The sequence below is a fragment of the Streptomyces sp. CB01635 genome, from assembly GCF_002803065.1.
Lineage (GTDB): Bacteria > Actinomycetota > Actinomycetes > Streptomycetales > Streptomycetaceae > Streptomyces.
In genome coordinates this window covers 687519-711871 of record NZ_NNBL01000001.1, presented here as the reverse complement: position 1 = coordinate 711871, position 24353 = coordinate 687519, and the positions used below count along the sequence as shown (strand labels likewise).

Sequence of the window (24353 nt, the reverse complement as noted above, 5' to 3'; positions counted from 1 at the left end):
GACACATGGGACGAGTCACGGAACGACGCAAGGTGCTCCGCATCCGGGACGGGCAGGTCTCCAGCAGGCCGGACACGCTCGTCGCCGAGGAGCCCCTGGAGATCCGGCTCAACGGCAAGCCCCTCGCCATCACGATGCGCACCCCGGGCGACGACTTCGCGCTCGCGGCGGGGTTCCTGGTCAGCGAGGGAGTCCTCGGCGCGACGGAGGAACTCCAGAGCATCGTGTACTGCGCGGGGGCCCTGGAGGACGGGTCGAACACGTACAACGTCGTCGACGTGCGCACCGCCCCCGGTGTGGTGCTGCCCGACATCACGCTCGAACGCAATGTGTACACGACGTCGTCGTGCGGCCTGTGCGGGAAGGCGAGCCTGGACGCGGTCCGTACGACGACCCGGTTCGCCATCGACGACACTCCCCCGGTCCGGATCGAGCCCTCGCTCCTGGCGAGCCTCCCCGACCGGCTGCGCGAGGCCCAGCGGGTCTTCGACCGGACCGGGGGTCTGCACGCCGCCGCGCTGTTCTCGGAGGCCGGGGAACTGCTCGACATCCGCGAGGACGTGGGCCGGCACAACGCGGTGGACAAGCTCGTCGGGCGCGCCCTCCAGAACGGCGGGCTTCCGCTGTCCCGCGCGATCCTGCTCGTCTCGGGCCGCGCCTCCTTCGAGCTCGCGCAGAAGGCGGTGATGGCGGGCATCCCGGTCCTCGCGGCCGTGTCCGCGCCGTCGTCGCTCGCGGTCGACCTGGCCGCCGAGAGCGGCCTCACCCTGGTCGGCTTCCTGCGCGGGCCCAACATGAACGTGTACGCGGGAGAACACCGCATCGCTCTGCGGGCCACGGCCGCCCAGAGCTGACCGGTTTCCCCGCGGCACGGCGACGGGGCCCGGATCCGGCGGGGAGCGCCCCCTGCGCCGGCCGGGCCCCACGCGCCGACGCCCCGACATCCCTCCTTGCTACGTGCCCGGTTCGCCGGATATCCGCTCCAGCATGTCCATGAACGCGACGCGCTCCCCGGCCGAAAGCGGCGCCAGGAGCGCGTCGTTGGCGTCCTGGGCGGCCGCGGCGCACCGCCGTAGCGTCGCGCTGCCCTTGTCCGTGACCGTGACGGCGTTCTTGCGGCGGTCCTTCGGGTCGGGTGTGCGGACGACGAGGCCCGCGTCCTGGAGGTCGTTCAGGACGCCGACCATGTCCTTGGGGTCGAGCGCGACGCTGCGCACCAGGTCGGCCTGGGCCACGGGCTCCAGGTCCGTCACCGCGCACAGGACCACGTGGTGCCACATCTTCAGGCCCTCGCGGGCGAGCGCGTCGGCGACGAGGCCCCGCCCGCGCTCCGCGGCGCGGCCCAGGCGCCAGCTGGGGAGGGTACGGATGACGCCCAGGGCGGGCGGGTTCTCGGACATGGGAGCAGTTTAGCCAAGAACCGTTGGACTTCCCAATGAATCTGAGTATCGTTGGCGCTCCCAATGATCCCCACCCCGGGAAGGCGGTGTGCCGATGCGGCGCGTCCGTTACGAACACAGCGGTGGCCCCGGTGTTCTGTTCTTGGAAGAGGCGCCCGTCCCCGAGCCGGGACCCGGTGAACTCCTCGTCCGCACCGAGGCGATCGGCGTCACGCTGCCCGTCGTCCGCAAGGTGCGGGAACCGCGCGAACCCATCCCGCTCGGCGGCGAGGTCGCCGGCGCAGTGGCGGCCGTGGGTACCGGCGTGACGGAGTACGCCGTCGGCGACCGCGTCACGGGCCTCGCCTTCGGGCACGGCTACGCCGACCACGCGCTCCTGCACGTCGCCATGGCGTCACCGGTGCCGGACGGCGCGAGCGCCACCGACGCGGTGGCCCTGGTCCGCAGCGGGCTCGTGGCGTACGGAGCGCTGCAGGCCGCACGCCCCGAGCCGGGCGAGGCGGCGCTCGTGACGGCGGCGGCGAGCGGGGTCGGCCATCTGGCCCTGCAGCTCGCGTCGTCGAGCGGCGCCACTCGGGTCATAGCCGCGGTGTCGGACCCCGGCAAGGCGGAGTTCGTCCGCGGACTCGGTGCCGACGACGTCGTGACGTACGACGACGAGAACTGGGGCGAGCCCGTCGACTACGTCCTGGATGCGGTGGGCGGCGAGCTGCTGACGCCGGGCCTGAGGGCGCTCGCGCCGCACGGGCGGCTCGTGGCGTACAGCTCGGGCGGCGGCACCGTCGAGGCGTACGACCTCCTCGTCGGAGCCAAGTCCGTGATCGGCTTCCAGATGGCGCTCATCGCGCGCGGGAAGCCCGAGACGTACGAGCGGTGGCGCACAGAGCTGTGGCGACTGTTCTTCGAGGGGGCTCTGCGGCCCATGGTGCACGCGGAGTTCGCCCTGGAGGACGCGGCGCGGGCCCACGAGGCAATCGAGGGGCGCGCCAATCTGGGCAAGGTCGTCCTGATCCCCTGATGCACGGTGCTTGTGGCGTGCCGAGCGTCCCAAGTAGCGTCTGTGGTCCGGACATTGGACGTGGGATGTCTGAATGTCCAGACGCATGAGCCGTGACATCAGCCTTGACACGAGCCGTTGAAGGGTGGCAGCACCATGCCGTCAAGTCTCCGTGTACGTCTGAGATCCCTGGGCACGTCCGTCGTCGCGCTGCTCGCAGTCGCCGCGGGAGCCGCACTGCCCGCGCAGGCCGCCGAGCCGGCTGACGCGACACGAGCGACCCAGGCCACCGCGGCCCGAGCGGCCTCGACGCAACCGCCGTTCGAGCAGCAGGTCCTCTTCAAGGCTTCCCAGGATCCCGGGTATGCCTGCTACCGAATTCCGGCCGTGGTGAAGACCAAGCAGGGGACACTGCTCGCCTTCGCCGAGGGGCGTACGAACGACTGTTCCGACGCGGGCGACATAGACATCGTCGTCAAGCGGTCCGAGGACGGCGGCCGCACCTGGAGCCCGCTCCAGGTCGTCAACGAGGGCGCCGGTGACACACACGGCAACCCCGCCCCCGTGGTCGACCTCAGGACGGGCCGCATCGTGCTCGCGGAGACGTACAACACCGGCCGCACGGACGGAAAGAACTGCGACATTCCCTGCGACCGCACCCCGCACCTCCAGTACAGCGACGACGACGGCCGCACCTGGTCGGCGCCGCGCGACCTGAGCGACGAGATCATGCCGAAGGACTGGAACTCCTGGTACGCGACGGGGCCTGTGCACGGCCTCCAGCTCACCCAGGGGCGCCACCGCGGGCGGCTCGTCTTCACCGTCAACGCCGAGACCTGGAACGGCAGTCGCGTCACCGCGAACCACGCCGCGCTCATGGTCAGCGACGACGGCGGCAGGCACTGGCGGGTCGGCGCGAAGGACTCGTGGCCGATCGCGGACGACGGCACCTTCCGGCAGAAGCCCTCCGAGATGACCCTCGCCGAACTGCCCGGCGGCACTCTGTACGTGTCGGGGCGCGAGCAGGACGGCACCGACCTCGGTCACCGCACGCACACATGGAGCCGGGACGGCGGCGACTCGTTCACGCGGCGCTTCACGACGCTCCCCGACCTCTACACCCCCCAGGTGCAGGGTTCGGTCCTGCGCACCGGCAACCGACTGCTGCTGGCCTGCCCCGGCGACCCCGACCGGCGCCGGACCATGACCATCCGTTCCTCGTACGACGGCGGGCGGACCTGGGACAGCTTCGACCGCTCGACCGTGGTGACGACCGACTGGTCCGGCTACTCGGACCTCGTGCAGGCGACCCACGACCATGTGGGCCTCATGTATGAGGGCGGCGCGGTCGACGCGCGCGACGAGATCCGTTTCGCGCGCTTCACCGAGGACTGGCTTACGCCGCGCCGCGGCGCGGACCCGACGACGGAGGACCGGGCCCGCCACGCGCGGGACGCGGCCGTGCTCGGCGGCGCCTCCCCGACGGCAGGCCGCTTCGGCGGGGCGCTCTCCTTCGACGGGACGGACGACGCGGTACGGCTCCCGTACAGCGACCGACTGCCGCTCGGCACCAAGGACTTCACCGCGTCGCTGTGGTTCCGCTACTCCGCCACGACCGGTGAGCAGCCGCTGCTGTGGATGGGCGGCATCGGCACCACGCAGCCGCAGGTGTGGCTGCGCGCCGAGCCGGCGAGCAACCGCATCACGGGCCTGATCACCACACGGGACGGCGCCGCGGCCCCGCGGTCCGCGTCGGTGCGCACCACAGGCGCCTACAACGACGGCCAGTGGCACCACGCCGTACTGCGACGCGGTGACGGACAGCTGACGCTCTCCGTCGACGGGACGTCGGTCAGCACGCCCGACGTGCCGGGCTCCGTCAGCCGCAACTCGCCGTTCGGCGTGCACGTGGGCGAACGGATGGACACCCGGGCGCACTTCACCGGCGCGATCGACGAAGTCCGGCTCCAGGACCGGGCGTTGAGTGACGAGGAGCTCAACACCCCGGTGACCACTGTGACCCCGGACACCGTCCTGTGGCTGCCCATGGACCGGGTGCGCGGGGGCCACTAACGTCCCAGCGTGCCCGCGGACACGGAGGCGGTGCGCCGCAGGAGCCTGGGAGCGGGTCTCGGCCTGCTGCTCGCCCTGGTGTGCGCCGCCGCCCTGCTGACCGCCCTCCCGGACGACGACCGGGAGGGCGGTCGCCCGTGCGCGGCCCGCGGCATCGCCTCGTGGTCCGCCGAGCCCGGCCTCACGGGCGCGTTCGCCCGCTACGGCGACGACGCCTCGCGGGACGACGACTGGACGGGCGGCGACGGCACGCACTCGGTGAGGCTCCCGGACGGGCGGGTCCTGTGGCTGTTCTCCGACACCTATCTGGGACAGGTGCACGCGCCGCCCAACCCGGCGGGCCAGCCCCATGCCTGGCGCGACATGTCAGCGCCGTTCGTGCGCAACTCGGCCGTGGTGATGGGCCGTTCGGGCACCCTGGAGCGCACGCTCCCCGCGCCCCTGTTCCCCGACCCGGCGCCGCAGCAGTGGCGCTGGCCGGTCGCGGCCCGCGTCGAGCCCCGCTCCCCCGGCTCCGCCGAGCGGGTCGTCCGCGTCCTGCTGTGGACCCGTACGACGGGGACGGGCCCCTGGATCTACGGCATGCCCGCCGCCACCGAGGTCGCCACGCTGTCCCTGCCCGGCCTGCGCGTCGAGAGCGTCGCGACGGTCCTCGACCAGCGGGGCGTGCCGGACCCGGCGCGGCGCGTCCTGTTCGGCACGACGGTCGTCGACCGGGGCGGACGGACGTACGTGTTCGGCGGTGACGACGGGCAGGGGGTCACGCGCCGCGCCTATGTCGCGCGCGTGCCGCGCGGCCGGCTCGCCGAGCCGGGGGCGTGGCGCTACTGGGACGGCTCGCGCTGGACGCGCGCTGCCCGGCCGCGGGCGGTTCTCGGCGACGGTGCACGCCGCGGGGTCGGCAGCGCGTTCACCGTCGTGCGCGACGGCGGTACGTACGTCCTGTTCACGATGGCCGCCGGGACCGCGGGCCTGACCCGCGTCACCTCTTACTGGGCGTGCGCGCCGACCGGGCCCTGGCACGGTCCCGGGAAGGGCTTCGAGGCGCCGCTGCCGCCGGACGGGGCGCTCCGGCAGGACACGGCCGCGTACAACCCGCAGGCGCACCCCGCGCTCGGCGGCGGTGACGGGCGCCTGCTGCTCAGCTACGACGTCAACTGGCTGGACGCGGCGCCCGCCACCGCGCAGGCACAGGTCAGCCGGAACGTGTCGCTGTACCGGCCGCGGTTCGTGGCGCTGCGGCTCGCTCGCCCGCGCTGACCTGCTCCAGGGGGTCGCGCGCCCGGCGCTTGGCGATCACCGCGCACACCATGAGCTGCATCTGGTGGAACAGCATCAGCGGCAGCACGGCGAGGGACGCGTGCGCCCCGAACAGGACGCTCGCCATGGGCAGTCCGGCCGCCAGGGACTTCTTCGACCCGGCGAACTGGATCGCGACGCTGTCCTCGCGCCCGAAGCCGAGCGCCTTGCCGCCGTACCAGGTGACCGCCAGCATCACGGCGAGCAGCACCGCCTCGACGGCGAGGAGCCCGCCCAGGCGCACAGCGCTGACCTGGTGCCAGATGCCCTGGACCATGCCCTCGCTGAACGCGGTGTAGACGACGAGGAGGATCGAGCCGCGGTCGACGTAGCTCAGGACCTTCTTGTGCCGCGTGATGAAGGAGCCGACCCAGCGGCGCAGGAACTGCCCGGCGAGGAACGGTACGAGCAGCTGGAGCACGATCTTGACGAGGGAGTCCGCGGAGAACCCGCCGCCGCTGTTGCCGAGCAGCCCCGCCGCGAGCAGCGGCGTGATGACGATGCCGGCCAGCGAGGAGAAGGAGCCCGCGCAGATCGCCGCGGGCACGTTGCCGCGGGCCATGGAGGTGAAGGCGATCGACGACTGGATCGTCGAGGGCACGAGGGTGAGGAAGAGCAGGCCGTCGTAGAGGGACGGTGTGAGGACCACGGGGACGAGGCCGCGGGCCGCGAGGCCGAGGAGCGGGAAGACGACGAACGTGGCGGCGAGGACGGTCACATGGAGCCGCCAGTGCCTGAGCCCGTCGAGCGCCTCGCGGGTCGACAGGCGCGCCCCGTAGAGGAAGAAGAGGAACGCGACGGCGGTGGTCGAGGCGCCGGACGCGACGTCGGCGGCACCACCGCGCGCGGGCAGGAGCGCCGCGAGGCCCACCGTCCCTATGAGCGCCAGGATGTAGGGGTCGACCGGCATCCAGGACGGCCAAGTCAGGCGTTTCACGGGTTCCATGTTCCTTGCTGTCGGTTCAGGTCGTGCCCTCTCCATCGTCCTCCTGATCACCGCGATCGGGAATCCTGCATACCGCACTGACTGTCATCATGTTTCGCGATGGCCGCGGGTAGGGTCGGGGGCATGTACGACCCCTCACAGCTGCGTACGTTCCTCGCGGTGGCCCAGACGCTGAGCTTCACGCAGGCCGCACGCCGCCTCGGCCTGCGCCAGTCCACCGTCAGCCAGCACGTGCGGCGCCTGGAGGACGCGACCGGGCGGACCCTGTTCACCCGGGACACGCACACGGTGGAGGTCACGGAGGACGGCGAGGCGATGCTCGGCTTCGCGCGCCGGATCCTGGAGGTCCACGAGCAGGCGTCGGCGTTCTTCACGGGCACGCGGCTGCGCGGGCGGCTGCGCTTCGGGGCGTCGGAGGACTTCGTCCTGACCCGGCTCACCGAGATCCTGGAGGCGTTCCGGCACGACCACCCCGAGGTGGACCTGGAGCTGACGGTCGAGCTGTCCGGGACGCTGCACGAGCAGCTCGACGCGGGCAAGCTCGACCTGGTCCTCGCCAAACGGCGGCCGGAGGACCCGCGCGGCGAGTCCGTGTGGCACGACCGGTTGGTGTGGATCGGCGCGGAGCGCCTGCGCCTGGACCCGGACCGTCCGGTGCCGCTCATCGTGTACCCGCCGCCCGGCATCTCGCGCGCCCTGGCCCTGGAAGCCCTTGAGCGGCACGGGCGCGCCTGGCGCGTGGCCTGCACCAGCGGCAGCCTCAACGGCCTGATCGCGGCGGCCAGGGCGGGCCTCGGCGTGATGGCGCACTCGCGCGGCCTGATCCCGCCCGGCCTGGTCCGCGTACCGGAGCGGGCGGGGCTGCCGGAGCTGGGCGAGGTGGACTTCGTGCTGCTGCACGGCCCGCGGCACGGCCGCGCGCAGGGCGAGGCGGCGCAGGCGCTGGCCCAGGCGATCCTCGACGGGGGCGACCGGCTGCACCGCAACCGCTAGCAGGAGCGCTAGCGAATAGGTGGCTGGTACGTGAGCTGCTTGACCCGTCGCATGAACGGCGACGTCTCCACGTGCTGGACGCCCTCGAGCCGGCCGAGCTTGCCGCTGATGTACGCGTACAGGTCCGCGGTGTCCCGGGTCACGGCGGTGACGACCAGGTTCGAGGGGCCGGCGGTCGCGGCGGCGTAGGCGATCTCCCGGTGCCCGGCGAGTGCACGGCCCACGGTGTCGAGAGAGGCGGGGGCCGCCGTGATCCAGAGGACGGCGGCGTTGGTGTAGCCGAGGCGTGCGCTGTCGTACTCGATGTCGATGTAGAGGGACCCCGAGGCGATGAGCTGGTCGAGGCGCCGCTTCACGGCCGACTCCGAACGGCCCGTGGCGCGCTGGAGTTCGGGGTACCCGGCGCGGCCGTCGCGTTTGAGTACGGCGGTCAGGGGCGCGTCCTCGGGGGTGATGGGGACGGGGTCCCCGGTGGTCTGCGGAGGCGGGCCGAGCGCCGCGACCTGGTCCGCGGTGAGCGGTCCGTGCTTGACGAGCCAGCCGGCCGGCCCACCGAAGAAGCGGTGCAGCATCTGCAGGGCGCGGATCTCGACGATGTGCGGGGTGCGCGGCAGCTTGCCGAGCAGCAGGTCGTCGTGGTCGCCCTGGGTGCGCGGGACGATCATGCAGACGACTTCCGTGCCGCCCGAGGTGAGGCCGATCCAGGCGGTGTCGGGCCGGCGGGCCAGGGCGGTGGCGATGGCCTCTGCACCTTCGGGGGCGCAGCGCAGGCGCAGCATCCAGTGGTCGCGGCCGAGCCGCAGGCTGTCCTGGAGTCCGACGACCCGCAGGCCGCCCTCGGCGACGAGCTTGCGGTAGCGGCGGGCGACGGTCTGGTCGGAGACGCCGAGGACGGCCGCGATCCGGCTGAAGGGGGCGCGGCCGTCGACCTCGAGGGCCTGGAGCAGTTTCAGGTCCAGCTCGTCGAAGGGAGGGGATTCCATCGGCTTGCGTGCTCCTGATGTCGGATTTCTTCGCTCCTCGGCCACTGATCACCGGGATCCGCCGTGCGCGGCCCATCGTACGAGCCTGACTTCGGTAAGACATCGGGCGAGGAGCTGTTGAGGATGCGTACATGGGGGCCGCTGACCGCGGTCTGTCTGGGAACGTTCATGCTGCTGCTGGACGTGACGATCGTCGTCGTGGCGCTGCCCGACATGGCGCGCAGCCTGCACGCGTCGCTGAGCGATCTGCAGTGGGTGATGGACGGCTACGCGCTGGCGCTCGCCGCGCTGCTGCTCGGCATGGGGGCCGCCGCCGACATACTCGGCCGGCGCCGGGTGCATGTGGCGGGCGTGGCGCTGTTCGCGGCGGCGTCGCTGGGCTGCGGCCTCGCGAGCGGGCCGGGGATACTCGTGGCGGCGCGGATGGCGCAGGGGGTGGGCGCCGCGGCGATGTTCGCGACGACGCTTCCGCTGCTCGGCTCCGTCTACCAGGGCAGGCGGCGTTCGGCGGCGCTCGGGGTGTGGGGCGCGGTGAGCGGCGGCGCGGCCGCGATCGGCCCCGTGCTCGGCGGCGTGATGACGGAGGGGCCCGGCTGGCGGTGGATCTTCTGGATCAATCTGCCGGTGAGCGTGGTGTCGGTGTGGCTGACGCTGCGGGTGGTGCCCGAGTCGCGGGGGCCGCGCGGGCGTCGGGTCGACTGGGCGGGCACGGCGGCGTTCGCGTGCTTCGCGGGGGCGGCGACGTACGGGGTGGTACGGGCCGGATCGCAGGGGTGGGCGTCGGCCGGGACCACGGCCGCGTTCCTGGTGGCGGCGCTCGCGCTGGTCGCGTTCGTCGTGGTCGAGCGGCGCAGCGCGCATCCGCTGCTCGACCTGGCCCTGCTGCGCAAGCCGGCGTTCGTCGGGGTGATGGCGGGGGCGCTCGCGTTCAACGGCGCCGCGTTCGGCGTAGTCCCCTACACCTCGATCTGGCTGCAGACCCTGCTCGGCCTGAGCCCCGTCCACGGCGGCCTGGTCTTCCTGACCATGTCGGGTGCCTCGGTCGTGGTGGCGGTCGTCGGCGGGCGGCTGCTGCACGGGGTGCCGGCCCGGTTCACCATCGGCGGCGGCCTCCTCCTGATCGCGGCCGGGCTGTTCTGCCAGGCGGTCCTCGACCCGGGCTCGACGTGGACGGCACTCGTGCCCGGCCTCGTACTGGTCGGCGTCGGGACCGGGTTCGTCTCGCCGGGGATCGCGGGCGCCGCGCTCGCAGCGGTGGAGCCGGAGCGCGCGGGCATGGCGGGCGGCGCGGTGAACACGTTCCGGCAGCTCGGCTACGCGCTCGCGGTGGCGGTCCTCGGCACCGTTCTGACGTCGACGATGCAGCACTCCCTGTCGCACGGAGCCGCGCACACGCTCGCGGGCGGCGGGGCGCGGGCCCTGGACGGGGTGGTCCCGGAACACGCGCTGCGGGTGGCCTTCGCGTCGGGGCTGAACACGGCGTCCGTGGTCGCGGGCTGTGCGGCGCTCGTCGCCGGGGTGCTGGTCCTTGCGCTGGTGAGGGCGCCGCGGGCGTCCCACCGCCCGCCGGGGGCGACCGCCGTCGCGGCCGCCGGGGACGGTCGTGAACCGTCCGTGGAGAAATCGGAAGCGACCAGTCCGCCCAAAAAGCCCGCAGCGGACCCCCGGTAATCGCTCCGTACAGATTCCGTGGAGATTACGCCACCGAAACTTACTGAACCGTAAGAATTCTGTCCGGCGCTTCCCCTTGTGGCCGTATTTCATCGGCTGACCAGTGCATATTCCGCGCGCTCCGGCCCATTTGCACCCCTCCCGCCGGGGCGCGCGGTGGGGTACCGTCACCGGCGCTGTGCGGAGCGCCACAAGGAGCAACATTGCGCGAGTTCACCAATCCTCCTCTGGCGTCGGTGCTGCCGGTGGGCGGCCTGGCCGACGCCGTGTTCGACCATGCCCTCGAGGATCCGCTGCGCGTCGCGCTCGGCCGCAAGGACGACGCGGGCCGCTGGTTCGATGTGACGGCCGCCGAGTTCCGTGACGAAGTGCTCGGGCTGGCCAAGGGGCTGCTCGCGCAAGGCGTCCGCTTCGGCGACCGCGTCGCGATCATGTCGAGGACCCGCTACGAGTGGACCCTCTTCGACTTCGCGCTGTGGACGATCGGCGCCCAGGTCGTGCCGATCTACCCGACGGCCTCCGCCGAGCAGGTCTTCTGGACCCTGTACGACGCCCAGGTGTCGGCCGCGATGGTGGAGCACGAGGACCACGCGATGACGATCGCCACCGTCATCGACCGTCTGCCCACGCTCAGCCGGATGTGGCAGCTGGACTCCGATCCCGTGCCCCGGCTCATCGAGTCCGGCGCCCACATCGACGACGAGGTGGTGCACCGCCACCGGCGCGCCGTCACCCCCGACTCCGTCGCCACGATCATCTACACCTCGGGCACCACGGGCCGCCCCAAGGGCTGCGTCATCAGCCACGCGAACTTCATGTTCGAGTCGGACACGATGGTCAGCCGCTGGGAGCCGGTGTTCCACTCCAAGCGCGGCGACGAGGCCTCGACCCTGCTGTTCCTGCCGCTCGCGCACGTCTTCGGGCGCATGGTGCAGATCGCCACGATCCGCGGCGGCGTGAAGCTCGGCCACCAGCCGCAGCTCAATGCGGCGGCCCTGCTGCCCGACCTGCAGTCGTTCCGCCCGACGTTCATCCTCGCCGTGCCGTACATCTTCGAGAAGGTCTTCAACGCGGCCCGCCGCAAGGCCGAGAAGGACGGCAAGTCGGGGCCGTTCGACAAGGCCGTCGAGTGCGCCGTCAAGTACGCGGACGCACAGGAGGCCAAGGCGTTCGGCACCGGCCCCGGACCGTCCGCGTCGCTGCGCATGCAGCACTCGATCTTCGACAAGCTCGTCTACTCCAAGGTCCGCGAGGCGATGGGCGGCCGGGTGCGGCACGCCATGTCGGGCGGCTCGGGCATGGACCGCCGCCTGGGCCTGTTCTTCGCGGGCGCCGGCGTCACGATCTACGAGGGCTACGGGCTCACCGAGTCCACGGCAGCGGCGACCGCGAACCCGCCGGAGCAGACCCGCTACGGCACGGTCGGCCAGGCCATCCCCGGCACGACGGTCCACATCGCCGACGACGGCGAGATCTGGCTGTACGGCAGCAATGTGTTCCAGGGCTACCTCAACGACCCGAAGTCCACCGACGCCACCCTGCACGACGGCTGGCTGGCCACCGGCGACCTCGGCGCACTCGACGAGGACGGCTACCTGACGATCACCGGCCGCAAGAAGGAGATCCTCGTGACCTCCGGCGGCAAGAGTGTCTCGCCGCAGCAGCTGGAGGAGCGGGTGCGCGACCATCCGCTGGTCGCCCAGTGCATCGTCGTCGGCAACGACCGCCCGTACATCGCCGCGCTCGTCACGCTGGAGGCCGAGGCCGTCGAGCACTGGCTGAACATGCGGGGCAAGCCGCCGCTGAAGCCCGCCCAGCTGGTCCACGACCCGGACCTGGAGACCGAGGTGCGCAGGGCCGTCGTGGCGGCCAACACCCTGGTCTCGCAGGCCGAGTCGATCCGTACGTTCCGGATACTGGCCTACCAGTTCACCGAGGAGCACGGGCTGCTCACGCCGTCCCTGAAGCTCAAGCGGAAGGCGATCGAGACGGCCTACTCGGAGGAGGTCGAGGCGCTGTACCGGGGCTGATCGCGCGCCGGTACGTTCCCGACGGTAACCCCGCCACAAGGCCCTGACCCGGCCGCGAACCGTTTCTGACGGTTCATCAATTACCGATGCGTCAGTTATTGACGGTTCATCAGGTCGCACACAGAATCACCCTCACCCGACGGAGGGGGCCCATCGTGTCGCGAACTGTCCGCGCCATCACCGCCACTGTGGCGGCACTGCTGCTCGCCACCGCCTGCAACTCCGCGGCAACCGGCAACTCCCCCGACAGCAAGGGGAGTTCGGTACGCGGAGTGACGGATGACGCCATCAAGGTCGGCGGCATCGTCTCCATGACGACCGCCAGCGGCTACAGCAAGAAGGACACCGACCTCGGCGCGAAGGCCCGCTTCGCCCGCGCCAACGCGGAGGGCGGGATCAACGGCAGGAAGATCGACTACCTGGGCGCGGAGGACGACGGCCAGGACCCGGCCAAGAACCTCGCCGCGGCCCGCAAACTCGTCCAGCAGGACAAGGTGTTCGCGATCTCCCCGATGAGTTCGGTCACGTTCTCCGGCGCCGACTTCCTCCAGAAGCAGAAGGTCCCCACCTTCGGCTGGGGCACGCTCCCGTCCTTCTGCGGACCCACCTACATCTACGGCTTCGGGGGCTGCATGGTCCCGATGCCCGGCGGCACCATCTCGCAGACCTGGCCCGAGGGCCTCAAGCAGGTCACGCACGGGGCGAAGGGGAAGACCGTCGCCATCCTCGCCAACGACAACGACGCGGGCACCTTCGCCATCCGCACCTACAAGCAGAGCTTCGCGTCCGCCGGATACAAGGTCACCTACGCCAAGTCGTCCGTGCCCGCGACCTCGGTGCCGAGCGACTGGTCGGCGTACACCAAGGAGATCCTGCGCAGCGACGGAGGCAAGGCGCCCGACATCGTCGTCTCCGTCATGCAGACCCCGTACAACATCGGCCTGTTCACCGCCGTCAAGCGCTCCGGGTACCGCGGCGTCCTCACCGACCCGACCGACTACGACCCGGGGCTGCTCGCCAAGAGCGCGACGAAGGAGGCGCTCGACGGGGTGCACATCCTGCTGACCTTCGAGCCGTTCGAGACGCGGACGGCGGCGATGAAGCAGTTCAAGGCCGACATCAAGAAGGCGTCGGGCGGGAAGGACGTGCCGCTCAACATGCACATGATGACCGGCTACATGTCCGCCGACCTCTTCCTCTCCATCGCGCAGAAGGCCGGCCGGGACCTCACCGTCGCCTCCTTCCAGAAGGCCGCGGACGGGTTCTCCGACACCGGCACCATGGTCGGCGACCGTGCCCTGCCCAAGGGGCAGAAGGAGTCGTTCGGCTGCGGCGCCCTGGTCCAGCTCAAGGACGGGGCGTACCACGTCTCGTCACCCTTCAAGTGCTACGAGCCCATCCCGTTCGAGTAGGGGGCGCCCCGCATGTCCGACCTGCTGGCCTTCGTGCTGAGCGGGCTCGTGTCGGGTGCGCTGTACGCGCTCCTCGCCACCGGCCTCGTCCTGTCCTACTCGGCCTCCGGCCTCTTCAACTTCGCCCATGGCGCCACCGCTTACCTGTGCGCGCTCACCTTCTACGAGCTCCACTCCGGCCTCGGCTGGCCCGCCGTGCCGACCGCGCTCCTCCTCGTGTGTGTCGCCTCTCCCCTGCTGGGCTGGGGACTTGACCGGCTGATGTTCCGCAAGCTGGCGCGCGTCGGCGAGACCGCGCAGATCGTGGCGACCATCGGCCTGCTCGTAGCACTGCCCGCGCTCGGCCTGTGGGTGGTGGAACTGCTCGACGACGCGGGCGTGTCCGTCAAGCCCGCCGAGAACCAGTTCGGGCTGCCGGGCGTCGGCCCCAGCCCCGCGAAGAACTGGCAGCTGATGGACGGCGTCGGCATCGACTCCGACCAGCTGATCACGTGGGTGGCGACCGCCGCGGTCGCGCTCGGCCTGTGGATCCTGATGCGCCACACCACCCTCGGCCTGCGCCTGCGGGCCGCCGTCGACAACCGCTCACTCGTCGAACTGCGCGGCATGAGCGCCGACCGGCTCTCCACCGTGGCGTGGATGCTGTCGTCCGGCCTCGCGGGCCTCGCCGGCGTCCTCGCGACACCACTGCTCGGCCTGTCCGCCCACGACTTCACGCTGTTCCTGTTCGTGTCGGCGACCGCAGCTGTCCTCGGGCGCTTCGCGTCCGTGCCCCTCGCGTTCGCGGGCGGACTCGGCCTCGGCGTCCTGCAGAACCTCGTCGCCGGCTACTCGTCCTTCGCCGAACGCATCACGGGGTTCCGTACCGCGGTCCCGTTCCTGATCCTCTTCGCCGGACTGCTGCTGCTCACCCGGCGACAGCGCACGGCGGGGACGGCTGCCGCCGACGCGCCGCCGGTCGACTACCTCGCGGGCCGCCCTTGGACACGGAAGTGGGGGCCATGGGCGGTGGCCGCCGTGCTGCTCGCGGCCTCCTTCTACACGGTGACGACCCCGTTCTGGAGCGGCATCCTCGCCCAGGGCCTCGCCCTCTCGCTGGTCTTCGTCTCCTTCACCGTCGTGACGGGGCTCGGCGCGATGGTGTCCCTCGCGCAGGCCACGTTCGTCACCGGCGCGGCGCTCGTGGCCGGGCTCCTGATGAGCCACGGCTGGCCGTTCATCGCGGCGGCGCTCGTCGGCACCTGCGTGGCGGCGCTCCTCGGAGCGCTCGTCGCGCTGCCCGCGCTACGCCTCGGCGGCCGCACCCTCGCCCTCGCCACGCTCGCCCTCGCCTTCCTCGCCGACCAAGTCCTCTTCCAGATGGGCTGGTTGAGGAACGGCGACACCGGCTGGGAGATCCCGCGCCCCGTCTTCGGACCCGTCGACCTGAGCGACGACCGGGCGATGGGCGTCGCGATGGTCGTCCTGTGCGCGGCCGCAGTGGCCGCCCTCGGCGCACTGCGGAACTCCCCCTCGGGCCGCGCCATGCTCGCCGTGCGCTCGGCGCCCGCCGCCGCGATGGCCTCCGGCGTCTCCGTGATCCGCACCAAACTCCTCCTCTTCACCCTCTCGGCCGGTCTCGCGGGCTTCGGGGGCGTGATGTACGCGTCGTACAACACCCGTATCACCGCTACCGACTTCACCGCGATGACGGGCCTGATCTGGCTCGCGGTCGTCGTCGCGGCAGGGGTACGGCGCCCGCAGTTCGCGGTCGTCGCGGGCCTCGTCTACGCGATCGTGCCGCACCTCGTCGCGGACTACGTCACGGACTCCGTCCATCTGCCGGTCGTCCTGTTCGGCCTGGCGGGCCTCGCACTCGCCAACGACCCGGACGGTTACTGCGCGGCGATCTCCGTACGACGCCACCGGCGCAGGAGCACGAAGCCGGGGGCGGGAGTCCCTGTCGTCGATGCAACGAGCCGGACACCGCCCCCTCCGCCCGGCAGCGGCGCCGTACCGGTACTCGAACTGCGCGGCCTGCACGCCGGATACGACGGCGCGCCCGTCCTGCACGGGGTCGGCATCGCCGTCCACCCCGGCGAGATCGTCGCCCTCCTCGGCCCCAACGGCGCCGGGAAGTCCACGACGTGCCGTACCGCCGCCGGACTCCTCACCCCCCTGCGGGGGCAGGTCCACGTCGCCGGGCGGGACGTCACACGCGAGGGCCCCGTCCGCCGGGCGCGGGCCGGCGTACTCCTCGCCCCCGAAGGGCGCGGCATCTTCCCCGCCCTCACCATCGAGGAGAACCTCACCCTGCACCTCCCCGACAAGCACGCACGCGAGGCCGTGTACGAGCGCTTCGCCGGGCTCGCCGCCCGCCGCAACGTCACCGCGGGCGCACTCTCCGGCGGTGAACAGCAGCTGCTCGCCCTCGCCCCGCTCCTCCAGGAGCCGCCCCGCGTCCTCATCGCCGACGAGCCGTCCCTCGGTCTCGCGCCACGCATCGTCGAGGACGTCTTCCGGCTGCTCACCGAACTCCGCGACGCCGGGACGGGGTTGCTCCTCGTCGAGGAGAAAGCCACCGAGATCCTCGGCGTCGCCGACACCGTCGCGTACCTCGACCGGGGCCGTGTCTCGTGGTGCGGCCCGCGCGCCGAGGTGCGGGCCGACCGGCTCACCGAGGCCTACCTGGGTCTCGCCGCGAGCGGACCGGACACGGCACAGGACGCGGAAGAAGAAGGGGCGGTGCGGCCATGAGCGGGACCATGGAGGGACCCGTGCTCGAAGCCGCCGGGGTCGGCGTCCGGTTCGGCGGGATCCGCGCGCTCGCCGGGGTCGGCCTGACGCTGCGCCCCGGCGAGGTGTGCGGGCTCATCGGCCCGAACGGCGCGGGCAAGACCACGTTCTTCGACGTCGTCTCCGGGATCCGGCGCCCCGACGAGGGCCGCGTCCTGCTGGACGGCGAGGACATCACGCGCCGCTCACCCGTGTGGCGGGCCCGCCACGGGATGCGCCGCACGTTCCAGCGCCAGCAGCTCTTCGGCCAGCTCACGGTCGCGGACAACCTGCTGGTGGCGCAGGAGTGGCGGGGCGGCGGAGGCGGGCTGGCCGCCGACCTGCTGGCGGCGCCCCCCAGACGGACGTACGAGCGCCGGCGCCGCGAGCAGGCGGCGTCGATGCTGCGCGCGTGTGGCCTCGACGCCCTGGCCGGGGCGTACGCGGGGGCGCTCCCCGTGGGCCAGGCACGCATGGTGGAACTGGCCAGGGCGGGGGTGGAGGGGGCGCGGGTGGTGCTGCTCGACGAGCCCGCCTCCGGGATGACAGATGATGAAATCTGTCAGCTGAAAACTGTCATCCGTCATCTGTCGGACCAACAGGGCTGCGCCGTGCTCCTCGTCGAGCACAACGTCGCCTTCGTCATGGACCTCTGCTCCCGCATAGTCGTCCTCGACCTCGGAACCGTGCTGGCCGAGGGGACGCCGGCGGCGGTTCGCGCCGACCCGGCCGTGCGGGACGCCTATCTCGGTTCGGCCGGGTGAGCGGGGCCCGGGGCGCCCCTGTGAACACGACGTGAACGGGAATGCGTCCCGGGCCGTGATCGTTGACGATGGGAGTACCAACCGACAACGCGAAGGATCGAGAGCTCGTGAGCAAGGTCCCCCCGATCATCCTGAACAACGGCGTCGAGATGCCCCAGCTCGGTTTCGGCGTATGGCAGGTGCCGGACGCCGAGGCCGAGAAGGCTGTCGCGACGGCCCTGGAGGCCGGGTACCGCAGCATCGACACCGCCGCGATCTACGGCAACGAGGAGGGCACCGGCAAGGCCATCGCCGCCTCCGGCATCGCCCGCGAGAAGCTCTTCGTCACCACGAAGCTGTGGAACGCCGACCAGGGCTACGACGCGACGCTGCGCGCCTTCGACGCCTCCCTCGACAAGCTGGGTCTCGACTACCTCGATCTGTATCTGATCCACTGGCCGCTGCCCTCGAAGGACAGCTACGTCGACACGTACAAGGCCTTCGAGAAGATCTACGCGGACGGCCGCGCCAAGGCCATCGGTGTCTCCAACTTCCTTCCGGAGCACCTGGAGCGCCTCCTCGGCGAGACGTCGATCATCCCGGCGGTCAACCAGATCGAGCTGCACCCGCACCTCCAGCAGCGCGCCGCGCGTGAGTTCCACGCGGAGCAGGGCATCGCCACGGAGGCCTGGTCGCCGCTGGGTCAGGGCAAGGGCCTTCTGGACGTCCCCGCGATCGTCGCGATCGCCCAGAAGCACGGGCGTACGCCGGCTCAGATCGTGCTGCGCTGGCACGTCCAGCACGGCAATGTCGTGATCCCCAAGTCCGTGACGCCGTCGCGGATCGTGGAGAACATCGACGTGTTCGGCTTCGAGCTGGACGTCGAGGACATCGCCGCGATCAGCGCGCTGAACGAGGACCGTCGCCTGGGTCCCGACCCGGCGACGTTCGACATGGCCTGATCGCCCCACGCGTACGGCAATGTGTGCCCCGTCTCCCTCCGGAGGCGGGGCACACGTGTGAGGCCGTGGTTCAGGTGTAGAGGACGGCCAGCGCCTCGACCGTGGCCCGGATGCGGTGGCGCAGCTCGGCCGGTTCCAGGACCTCGATGCCGGCGCCGAGGCGCAGGAACTCGTCGTGGGCGTGGTCGACGGACTCGATGGGGACGACCGCCCTGGTCCAGCCGTCGGGTTCCGGGCGGGCCGTGGCGTGCGCCGCTGCGCGCAGCGCGGGGGCCGGCAGTCGGTCGGCGGTGCCCGGGGCCAGGCGTACGACGGCGTCGCCGCTGTGCAGGCGGCCGTGGAAGTCGTCCTGGTAGGCGCGCCAGTGCGCGGCGAGGTCGAAGTCCGCCGGCGGCTCGAACTGCTCGTCGCCGACGTGGAGTTGGAGGATCTGGTCGACGCGGTAGGTCCGGGGGTCTCCCGTTCCGGCGGAAGCGATCACGTACCAGCGGCCCGCCTTGAGGACGAGTCCGTACGGTTCGAGGCGGCGTTCGACATCGGTGGGTGCGCGCCAGCGCCGGTAGCGGACGTGCAGGACACGGCTGTTCCAGACGGCGGTGGCGACGGCCGGGAGGTGGGGGACGTCGTCCTCCTCGGCGTACCAGCCGGGGGCGTCGAGGTGGAAACGGGCGCTGATGCGTTCGGAATGGGCGCGCAGTTCGGCGGGGAGCGCGGCGCGGACCTTGAGCTGGGCGGCGGCGAGTACGGGGCCGAGGCCGAGTTCGGCGGCGGGTCCGGGTGCTCCGGCGAGGAAGAGGGCTTCGGCCTCGTCGGTGGTGAGGCCGGTGAGGCGGGTGCGGTAGCCGTCGATGAGCCGGTATCCGCCGGCGTGCCCGGCGTCGCCGTAGAGCGGTACGCCGGCTGCGTGCAGGGAGTCGATGTCTCGGTACACGGTGCGTACGGAGACTTCGAGGGCGGCGGCGAGCTGCGCGGCGGTCATCCGGCCGCGGGTCTGGAGCAGCAGCAGGACAGACACCAGTCGGCTGGACTTCACTGACACAGGATGTCAGTGAAGTGGCCGTAGCTTCCAGCCATGGCTTTCGAGGAGAAACTGTTGTGGGCGCTGCCGCCCGTCGAGGTGGCGGGCCGGCGCGTGAAGCGCTATCACGTGAGCGCGGATCCGGCGGGGATCGCGCCGGAGGTGGAGAAGGCGGCGTACGCGATGCTGCCGGAGCTGCTTCCGGAGCCGGACGGGACGCCTCCGGCGACGTTCGTCGTGCTGCACCGCGGCGGTGACGACGGGGCGTACATCAACGCGTACAGCTGGGTGTGGGACAACGTTCTGCACTTCCGGGGTGCGGCGGCGGGGCAGCTGGTGATCGGCTGTCCCGACAGTGATCCGACGCGGTTCGTGATCCTCGATCTGCCGTGGATCGGCTGTGTGTGGGAGCTGCCGCCGGTCCTGCACGAACGCGATGCGTGGGTACGGCACATGTTGGCCCCGAACGCCCCGGACCTCGACGGATATCTGGCCGATTCACTCACCGACGGCACCACTGGAGACCGCTGATGAGCACCGCGCACGACTTCGACTTCTTCTTCGGCGACTGGGACGTGGCCCACCGCAGGCGCACGGACTTCCTCGACGCGGACAGCGGCTGGGAGGAGTTCGCCGCGACGAACCGCTGTTGGAGCCTGTTCGACGGCGCGGCGAACATCGACGAGATGGACTGCCCCACGGAAGGCTTCAAGGGGCTCACTCTGCGGCTCTTCGACCGCGCGGCCGGTACGTGGTCGCTGAACTGGTCGTCCAGCCGTACGGGCGTCCTGTTCCCGCCGGTCATCGGCCGCTTCGACGGGGACGGGCGGGGCGTCTTCGAGGGCGACGACACCCATGACGGCAAGGACGTCCGGGTGCGGTTCGTCTGGTCGGGGATCTCGGCGACGACGGCGCACTGGGAGCAGTTCTTCTCTCTGGACGGCGGGGACACGTGGCTGTCGAACTGGACGATGGCGTTCACCCGTCGCGCCTGACCCGGTTCTGCGTCGCGCCTTGACTTCGCGTGCGCTTCAACGCCGAGACTCCCTCCCGTGGCCCGGCATCCGCGCCGGGCCACGGGAGGGACCCGTCATGAAGTTCCGTACGATCGGCGCCGATCCGGCCACCCGCCGTGAGGTGAGTGTGCTGAGTCTCGGCGCGATGCTGTTCGGCACGCGGACCGACGAGGAGACGTCGTTCGCGATCCTCGACCGGTATGTGGCGGCGGGCGGCACGTTCGTCGACACGTCGGACAACTACGCGTTCTGGCACACGGGCAGCCGGGGCGGGGAGAGCGAGGGCGTGCTCGGCCGGTGGCGGCGCAGCCGGGGCGTCGGGGACGAGATCGTCGTCGCGACGAAGCTGGGGGCGAGCCCGCTGGCGGCCGGCACGGGGTACGTCGACAACCCCGAGGGCCTGTCCGCCGCGGCGATCCGGCGGGCCGTGGAGGGCAGCAAGGAGCGGCTCGGGATGGAGCGGCTCGATCTGCTGTACGCGCACATCGAGGACCCGAAGGTCGAACTCCGGGAAACCGTCGAGGCGTTCGCGGATCTGGTCGCCGAGGGCAGCGTCGGACTGCTCGGGGTCAGCAACCACTGGGCGTGGAAGGTTGAGCGGGCGCGGGAGATCGCCGAGCGGGCGGGGAAGCCGGGGTACGAGGTGCTGCAGTACCGGCACAGCTATCTGCGGCCGCGCACGGATCTGCCGGCGGATCTGTCGCAGGACGGCAGCCAGGGCCTGGTCGACGGCCAGCTCCTGAGCTATGTGCGGGCCGAGGGCGAGAAGCTCGCGCTCGTGGCGTACTCGCCGCTGCTCGCGGGCGCGTATGTGCGAGACGACAAGCCGCTGGGCGCCGAGTACGACCATCCGGGCACGCCGGCGCGGCTGGCCGCGCTGCGCGACGTGGCGAAGGAGGCCGACGCCACGGTGAACCAGGTGGTTCTCGCCTGGCTCATCGACGGCGAGATCCCGGTGATCCCTCTGGTGGGCGCGTCGTCGGTGGCCCAGCTCGACGAGAGCCTGGCGGCGGTCGACCTGAAGCTGACGGTGGATCAGCGGGCTCGCCTCGACGCGGCGCACTGATCTCGCGTCAGGCGTGACGCGTGAAGGCGTGCACGGTGAACTCCGGGTCTGCGCGCGGGAGTTCGGGGTCGGGGAGCGCCGCGATCAGGTCGGCGAGCGCGGCGCCCCCGGCCGCGTAGACCCTGCCGCGGCGTACGTCGTCGGCGAGGCGCCTCGGGGTGCGGCCCTGGCCGTTTCCGGGGAAGCGGGCCTCGCCGCTCGGCCGCAGTCCGTGGCCGGCGGCGTGGGCGGCGACACGTGCGGCCGCGTCGGAGGGGAGGCGGCCGCGGTAGGGGGCCACGAGGGTGTCGATGTCACTGCCCACGTCGTGGGCGGCGGCCTTGTCGACGGTGGTCACCAGGACGCCGCCGGGCCGCAGGACGCGGGCGGCCTCGGCGATGACGGGGCGCGCGTCGGGCAGCAGGTGCAGCAGCCAGATCACGGTCACGACGTCCACGGAGGCGCTGCGGAACGGGAGTTGGCGGCTGTCGCCGCGGACGGCGGCGCCGTCGAGGCGGGGCGCCGCGGCGCGCAGCATGCCGGGGGCGAGGTCGATGCCGACGGGGCGCAGGCCCGGCCGGGTGAGCCGCATGGTGACGAGCCCGGTGCCGCAGGCCAGGTCGAGGAGGGTGCGGGCGGTGGGCGGCACGAGGCCGAGCACGGCCTCGGCGGCGGACCGGGCACGGGGTATGCCGCCGCGGGTCGCGTCGTAGACCGCGGCTTCCTTGTCGTAGTCCAGCACCGCCGGTCAGCTCGCGCCGTGGGTGGGGGCGATCTCCTGGACGCGCTGGGCGAGGCCGAAGTCGAGGTGGGTGAGGACGCCGCCCACGCTGTGGGTGTTCACGGACAGGTCGACCGTGTTGTAGCCGAGGGTGAGGTCGGAGTGGTGGTCGAGCTCGTCCTGGATCTGCGCGATGTGCACGACGAGGGCCGTGGCCGCGAAGTGGTTGGCCAGGCGGTAGGTGCGGGTGAGTCTGTCATCGGCCACGCTCCATCCGGGCAGCTCGGCGAGACGGTCCTCGATCTCCTTCTGGGACAGCGGCTCCAAGGGCATGACCAGGTCCTTTCCCTGTGATGTGCGAGGAGTTCCAGCGTCCCACAGGGGTGGTGCCGCGCGCCCCTCGGCTACGGTCGTGGCATGTCGACTGCCACGCGTGCTCGCCAGTCCGGAATCGGTCCTCTGCTGCGCGAGTGGCGGGAACGGAGGCGGGTGAGCCAGCTGGAGCTCGCCCTGCGCGCGGACTCGTCCGCCCGGCATCTCAGCTTCGTGGAGACGGGCAGGTCGCGGCCGAGCGAGGAGCTCGTCCTGCGGCTCGCGGAGCATCTGGACGTGCCGGTGCGGGAGCGCAACGCTCTGCTGCTCGCGGCGGGTTACGCGCCGCGGTTCGCGGAGACCTCGCTCGACGACCCGTCGATGGGAGCGCTGCGGGAGGGCCTGGACCGGCTCCTGCACGGCTACGAGCCGTATCCGGCGCTGGTCGTCGACGCGACGTACACGGTGGTCGCCGCCAATCGGGGCATCGGGATGCTGATGGAGGGGATTCCCGAGTCGCTGCTGGCCCCGCCGCTCAACGCGATGCGGCTCACTCTGCACCCGGAGGGCCTCGCGCCACGGATCCGGAATCTGCGCGAGTGGCGGGGGCATCTCCTGGCGCAGATGGAGCGGCAGATCGCGCTGGACCGCTCGGAGGCGCTGCGCGCGGTGTACGACGAGGTCAAGGCGTACCCGGTGGCGGACAGGGACGCCGGTGACGACGACGGGGAAGGCGGCGAGGCGGTGCCGTATTTCGCGCTGCCGATGGTGATCGAGCACGACGGGCAGGTCCTGTCGTTCGTGTCGTCGATCTCGACGTTCAACACCCCGATGGACGTGACGGTGGCCGAGCTCGCGATCGAGACGTTCCTGCCGGCCGACCCGGCGACGGCGAAGTATCTGCGGTCGCTGGAGCCCTAGTCGGGGCCTCGCGGCCGGATCTACGCGGTAGTGGGCAGGCCGCTCATCACACTGGTACCGTTCACGCGGCTCGCGCACATGTTCAGTGCGCGATGTGCCGCGGCTGGGAGCGCACCGGCTCCCGAATCCGCTCGCCGCCCGGCACGTGGGGAGACGTGACGTGAGTGAACGGCGGCCCGCACCGACCGTAGGTCAGGTGGTTCTGGGCAGACGTCTGCGGGAACTGCGGGAGTCGGCCAGGCTCAACCGCGACGAGGCCGCCCGCGCCCTGCGCGTCACCGGTGCGACGATCCGCCGCATGGAGACCGCCGAGGTCGCCCTCAAGATCCCGTACGTACAGATGCTCCTGGAGCTGTACGGGGTGCCGGATCAGGAGGCCGAGGCGTTCGTCGGGCTCGCCGAGGAGGCGAATCTGCCGGGCTGGTGGCAGCGGTTCCACGACATCCTGCCCGACTGGTTCAGCCTGTACGTGAGCCTGGAGAGCGCTGCCGGGCTCATCAGGTCGTACGAGCCGCACTTCGTGCCGGGGCTGCTGCAGACGGAGGAGTACGCGCGGGCCGTCCTGGACGCGGGCACCGTCGGCCGCACGCAGCCCGGTGATCTGGAACGCCATGTGACGCTGCGGATGGCCCGGCAGGCGCTGCTGACCCGTGAGGACGCGCCTCATCTGTGGGTCGTGATGGACGAGACGGTGCTACGGCGGCCGCCGGGCGGTCCGAAGGTGCTGCGCAACCAGCTCGACCGGCTGATAGAGGCCACCGAACTACCTCAAGTGACGCTCCAGATAGCCGAGTTCACGGCGGGCCCGCACCCGGGGACATTCGGCCCGTTCACGCTGTTCCGGTTCCCGGTGCGCGAGCTGCCGGACATGGTCTTCAGCGAGTACGTCACGGGCGCGCTCTATCTGGACGGCCGGGAAGAGGTGGGCACCCATCTGGAGGTGCTCGACCACATCGCGGCGCAGGCGGCGTCCGCGGAGCACACGGTGGAGCTGCTGCGGAAAAAGCGCGACGCGCTCTGACACGCGCCCCGTGGTGACCGGCGACGCGTGGTGACA

Annotated in this window: 22 protein-coding genes; 16 read left to right on the top strand and 6 right to left on the bottom strand. The window is 71.7% G+C overall.

Features of this window, described 5'->3' with window-relative positions; all coding sequences use genetic code 11:
• The first annotated feature begins 5 nt into the window (after positions 1-5).
• Positions 6-854 carry a formate dehydrogenase accessory sulfurtransferase FdhD gene (fdhD, locus tag CG723_RS03045; protein WP_100591575.1) on the top strand — a complete coding sequence of 283 codons (849 nt, stop codon included), beginning with the start codon at positions 6-8 and terminating at the stop codon, positions 852-854.
• 99 nt (positions 855-953) lie between these two features.
• On the opposite strand, the gene CG723_RS03040 is transcribed toward fdhD, so the two are convergent.
• Entirely contained in the window at positions 954-1400 is a 447-nt protein-coding gene (locus CG723_RS03040) for a MarR family winged helix-turn-helix transcriptional regulator (protein WP_100591574.1), read from the bottom strand.
• A gap of 94 nt (positions 1401-1494) precedes the next feature.
• Between CG723_RS03040 and CG723_RS03035 the strand changes: the two genes are divergently transcribed.
• From CG723_RS03035 to CG723_RS03025, 3 genes are all read left to right on the top strand, one after another.
• The gene (locus CG723_RS03035) at positions 1495-2418 is read left to right on the top strand and encodes a quinone oxidoreductase family protein (RefSeq protein ID WP_100591573.1); all 924 of its coding nucleotides are present in this window, start codon (positions 1495-1497) and stop codon (positions 2416-2418) included.
• Positions 2419-2553: 135 nt separating this feature from the next.
• On the top strand, positions 2554-4470 hold the full coding sequence (locus CG723_RS03030) for an exo-alpha-sialidase (protein WP_100591812.1): 1917 nt from the start codon (positions 2554-2556) through the stop codon (positions 4468-4470).
• Between the two features lie 9 nt (positions 4471-4479).
• Positions 4480-5730 (top strand): DUF2510 domain-containing protein, encoded by a 1251-nt coding sequence (locus CG723_RS03025; protein WP_100591572.1) that lies wholly within the window; start codon positions 4480-4482, stop codon positions 5728-5730.
• On the opposite strand, the gene CG723_RS03020 is transcribed toward CG723_RS03025, so the two are convergent.
• Complete coding sequence (locus CG723_RS03020) at positions 5666-6679, bottom strand: bile acid:sodium symporter family protein (RefSeq protein ID WP_199841651.1); 1014 nt, start codon at positions 6677-6679, stop codon at positions 5666-5668. The two genes, CG723_RS03025 and CG723_RS03020, sit on opposite strands and share 65 nt — an antisense overlap.
• Positions 6680-6838: 159 nt before the next feature.
• On the opposite strand from CG723_RS03020, the gene CG723_RS03015 reads away from it, so the two are divergent.
• The gene (locus CG723_RS03015) at positions 6839-7708 is read left to right on the top strand and encodes a LysR substrate-binding domain-containing protein (RefSeq protein WP_100591571.1); all 870 of its coding nucleotides are present in this window, start codon (positions 6839-6841) and stop codon (positions 7706-7708) included.
• 8 nt (positions 7709-7716) lie between these two features.
• On the opposite strand, the gene CG723_RS03010 is transcribed toward CG723_RS03015, so the two are convergent.
• Positions 7717-8691 carry an Lrp/AsnC family transcriptional regulator gene (locus CG723_RS03010; protein WP_100591570.1) on the bottom strand — a complete coding sequence of 325 codons (975 nt, stop codon included), beginning with the start codon at positions 8689-8691 and terminating at the stop codon, positions 7717-7719.
• Positions 8692-8814: 123 nt separating this feature from the next.
• Here CG723_RS03010 and CG723_RS03005 point away from each other — a divergent pair, with 123 nt between their 5' ends.
• From CG723_RS03005 to CG723_RS02980, 6 genes are all read left to right on the top strand, one after another.
• Positions 8815-10362: an MFS transporter gene (locus CG723_RS03005; protein WP_100591569.1), complete on the top strand. Its 1548-nt coding sequence runs from the start codon at positions 8815-8817 to the stop codon at positions 10360-10362.
• Positions 10363-10565: 203 nt separating this feature from the next.
• Positions 10566-12392, top strand: a complete 1827-nt coding sequence (locus tag CG723_RS03000) for an AMP-dependent synthetase/ligase (RefSeq protein WP_100591568.1) — start codon at positions 10566-10568, stop codon at positions 12390-12392.
• 155 nt (positions 12393-12547) lie between these two features.
• Positions 12548-13804: an ABC transporter substrate-binding protein gene (locus CG723_RS02995; RefSeq protein WP_100591567.1), complete on the top strand. Its 1257-nt coding sequence runs from the start codon at positions 12548-12550 to the stop codon at positions 13802-13804.
• Positions 13805-13816: 12 nt separating this feature from the next.
• Complete coding sequence (locus CG723_RS02990; RefSeq protein ID WP_100591566.1) at positions 13817-16540, top strand: ABC transporter permease subunit; 2724 nt, start codon at positions 13817-13819, stop codon at positions 16538-16540.
• On the top strand, positions 16537-17322 hold the full coding sequence (locus tag CG723_RS02985) for an ABC transporter ATP-binding protein (RefSeq protein ID WP_100591565.1): 786 nt from the start codon (positions 16537-16539) through the stop codon (positions 17320-17322). The genes CG723_RS02990 and CG723_RS02985 overlap by 4 nt, the downstream gene beginning before the upstream one ends.
• Positions 17323-17471: 149 nt before the next feature.
• Positions 17472-18263 (top strand): aldo/keto reductase, encoded by a 792-nt coding sequence (locus tag CG723_RS02980; protein ID WP_234374129.1) that lies wholly within the window; start codon positions 17472-17474, stop codon positions 18261-18263.
• A 70-nt stretch (positions 18264-18333) separates the two neighbouring features.
• Here the strand turns inward: CG723_RS02980 and CG723_RS02975 are convergent, their stop codons facing one another.
• Positions 18334-19296, bottom strand: a complete 963-nt coding sequence (locus CG723_RS02975) for a helix-turn-helix transcriptional regulator (RefSeq protein WP_100591563.1) — start codon at positions 19294-19296, stop codon at positions 18334-18336.
• A gap of 39 nt (positions 19297-19335) precedes the next feature.
• Between CG723_RS02975 and CG723_RS02970 the strand changes: the two genes are divergently transcribed.
• From CG723_RS02970 to CG723_RS02960, 3 genes are all read left to right on the top strand, one after another.
• Positions 19336-19812: a hypothetical protein gene (locus CG723_RS02970; protein WP_100591562.1), complete on the top strand. Its 477-nt coding sequence runs from the start codon at positions 19336-19338 to the stop codon at positions 19810-19812.
• The gene (locus CG723_RS02965; RefSeq protein ID WP_100591561.1) at positions 19812-20276 is read left to right on the top strand and encodes a hypothetical protein; all 465 of its coding nucleotides are present in this window, start codon (positions 19812-19814) and stop codon (positions 20274-20276) included. Before CG723_RS02970 ends, CG723_RS02965 begins: the two co-directional genes overlap by 1 nt.
• 97 nt (positions 20277-20373) lie before the next feature.
• Positions 20374-21363 (top strand): aldo/keto reductase, encoded by a 990-nt coding sequence (locus CG723_RS02960; RefSeq protein WP_100591560.1) that lies wholly within the window; start codon positions 20374-20376, stop codon positions 21361-21363.
• Positions 21364-21370: 7 nt separating this feature from the next.
• Here CG723_RS02960 and CG723_RS02955 read toward each other — a convergent pair whose 3' ends face one another.
• Both CG723_RS02955 and CG723_RS02950 read right to left on the bottom strand, forming a co-directional pair.
• Positions 21371-22084: a class I SAM-dependent methyltransferase gene (locus CG723_RS02955; RefSeq protein WP_100591559.1), complete on the bottom strand. Its 714-nt coding sequence runs from the start codon at positions 22082-22084 to the stop codon at positions 21371-21373.
• A 6-nt stretch (positions 22085-22090) separates the two neighbouring features.
• Complete coding sequence (locus tag CG723_RS02950) at positions 22091-22396, bottom strand: 4a-hydroxytetrahydrobiopterin dehydratase (RefSeq protein WP_100591558.1); 306 nt, start codon at positions 22394-22396, stop codon at positions 22091-22093.
• A gap of 84 nt (positions 22397-22480) precedes the next feature.
• On the opposite strand from CG723_RS02950, the gene CG723_RS02945 reads away from it, so the two are divergent.
• Complete coding sequence (locus CG723_RS02945) at positions 22481-23296, top strand: helix-turn-helix domain-containing protein (protein ID WP_100591557.1); 816 nt, start codon at positions 22481-22483, stop codon at positions 23294-23296.
• Between the two features lie 160 nt (positions 23297-23456).
• Positions 23457-24317, top strand: coding sequence for a helix-turn-helix domain-containing protein (locus CG723_RS02935; protein WP_100591556.1), 861 nt, complete (start codon positions 23457-23459; stop codon positions 24315-24317).
• Positions 24318-24353: the final 36 nt, after the last annotated feature.

Bases quoted from the DNA above. Each gene is read 5' to 3' on its own strand.
- fdhD (WP_100591575.1), top strand. From the start codon at position 6: ATGGGACGAGTCACGGAACGACGCAAGGTGCTCCGCATCCGGGACGGG.
- CG723_RS03040 (WP_100591574.1), bottom strand. From the start codon at position 1,400: ATGTCCGAGAACCCGCCCGCCCTGGGCGTCATCCGTACCCTCCCCAGC.
- CG723_RS03035 (WP_100591573.1), top strand. From the start codon at position 1,495: ATGCGGCGCGTCCGTTACGAACACAGCGGTGGCCCCGGTGTTCTGTTC.
- CG723_RS03030 (WP_100591812.1), top strand. From the start codon at position 2,554: ATGCCGTCAAGTCTCCGTGTACGTCTGAGATCCCTGGGCACGTCCGTC.
- CG723_RS03020 (WP_199841651.1), bottom strand. From the start codon at position 6,679: ATGCCGGTCGACCCCTACATCCTGGCGCTCATAGGGACGGTGGGCCTC.
- CG723_RS03015 (WP_100591571.1), top strand. From the start codon at position 6,839: ATGTACGACCCCTCACAGCTGCGTACGTTCCTCGCGGTGGCCCAGACG.
- CG723_RS03010 (WP_100591570.1), bottom strand. From the start codon at position 8,691: ATGGAATCCCCTCCCTTCGACGAGCTGGACCTGAAACTGCTCCAGGCC.
- CG723_RS03005 (WP_100591569.1), top strand. From the start codon at position 8,815: ATGCGTACATGGGGGCCGCTGACCGCGGTCTGTCTGGGAACGTTCATG.
- CG723_RS02990 (WP_100591566.1), top strand. From the start codon at position 13,817: ATGTCCGACCTGCTGGCCTTCGTGCTGAGCGGGCTCGTGTCGGGTGCG.
- CG723_RS02985 (WP_100591565.1), top strand. From the start codon at position 16,537: ATGAGCGGGACCATGGAGGGACCCGTGCTCGAAGCCGCCGGGGTCGGC.
- CG723_RS02980 (WP_234374129.1), top strand. From the start codon at position 17,472: ATGCCCCAGCTCGGTTTCGGCGTATGGCAGGTGCCGGACGCCGAGGCC.
- CG723_RS02970 (WP_100591562.1), top strand. From the start codon at position 19,336: ATGGCTTTCGAGGAGAAACTGTTGTGGGCGCTGCCGCCCGTCGAGGTG.
- CG723_RS02965 (WP_100591561.1), top strand. From the start codon at position 19,812: ATGAGCACCGCGCACGACTTCGACTTCTTCTTCGGCGACTGGGACGTG.
- CG723_RS02960 (WP_100591560.1), top strand. From the start codon at position 20,374: ATGAAGTTCCGTACGATCGGCGCCGATCCGGCCACCCGCCGTGAGGTG.
- CG723_RS02950 (WP_100591558.1), bottom strand. From the start codon at position 22,396: ATGCCCTTGGAGCCGCTGTCCCAGAAGGAGATCGAGGACCGTCTCGCC.
- CG723_RS02945 (WP_100591557.1), top strand. From the start codon at position 22,481: ATGTCGACTGCCACGCGTGCTCGCCAGTCCGGAATCGGTCCTCTGCTG.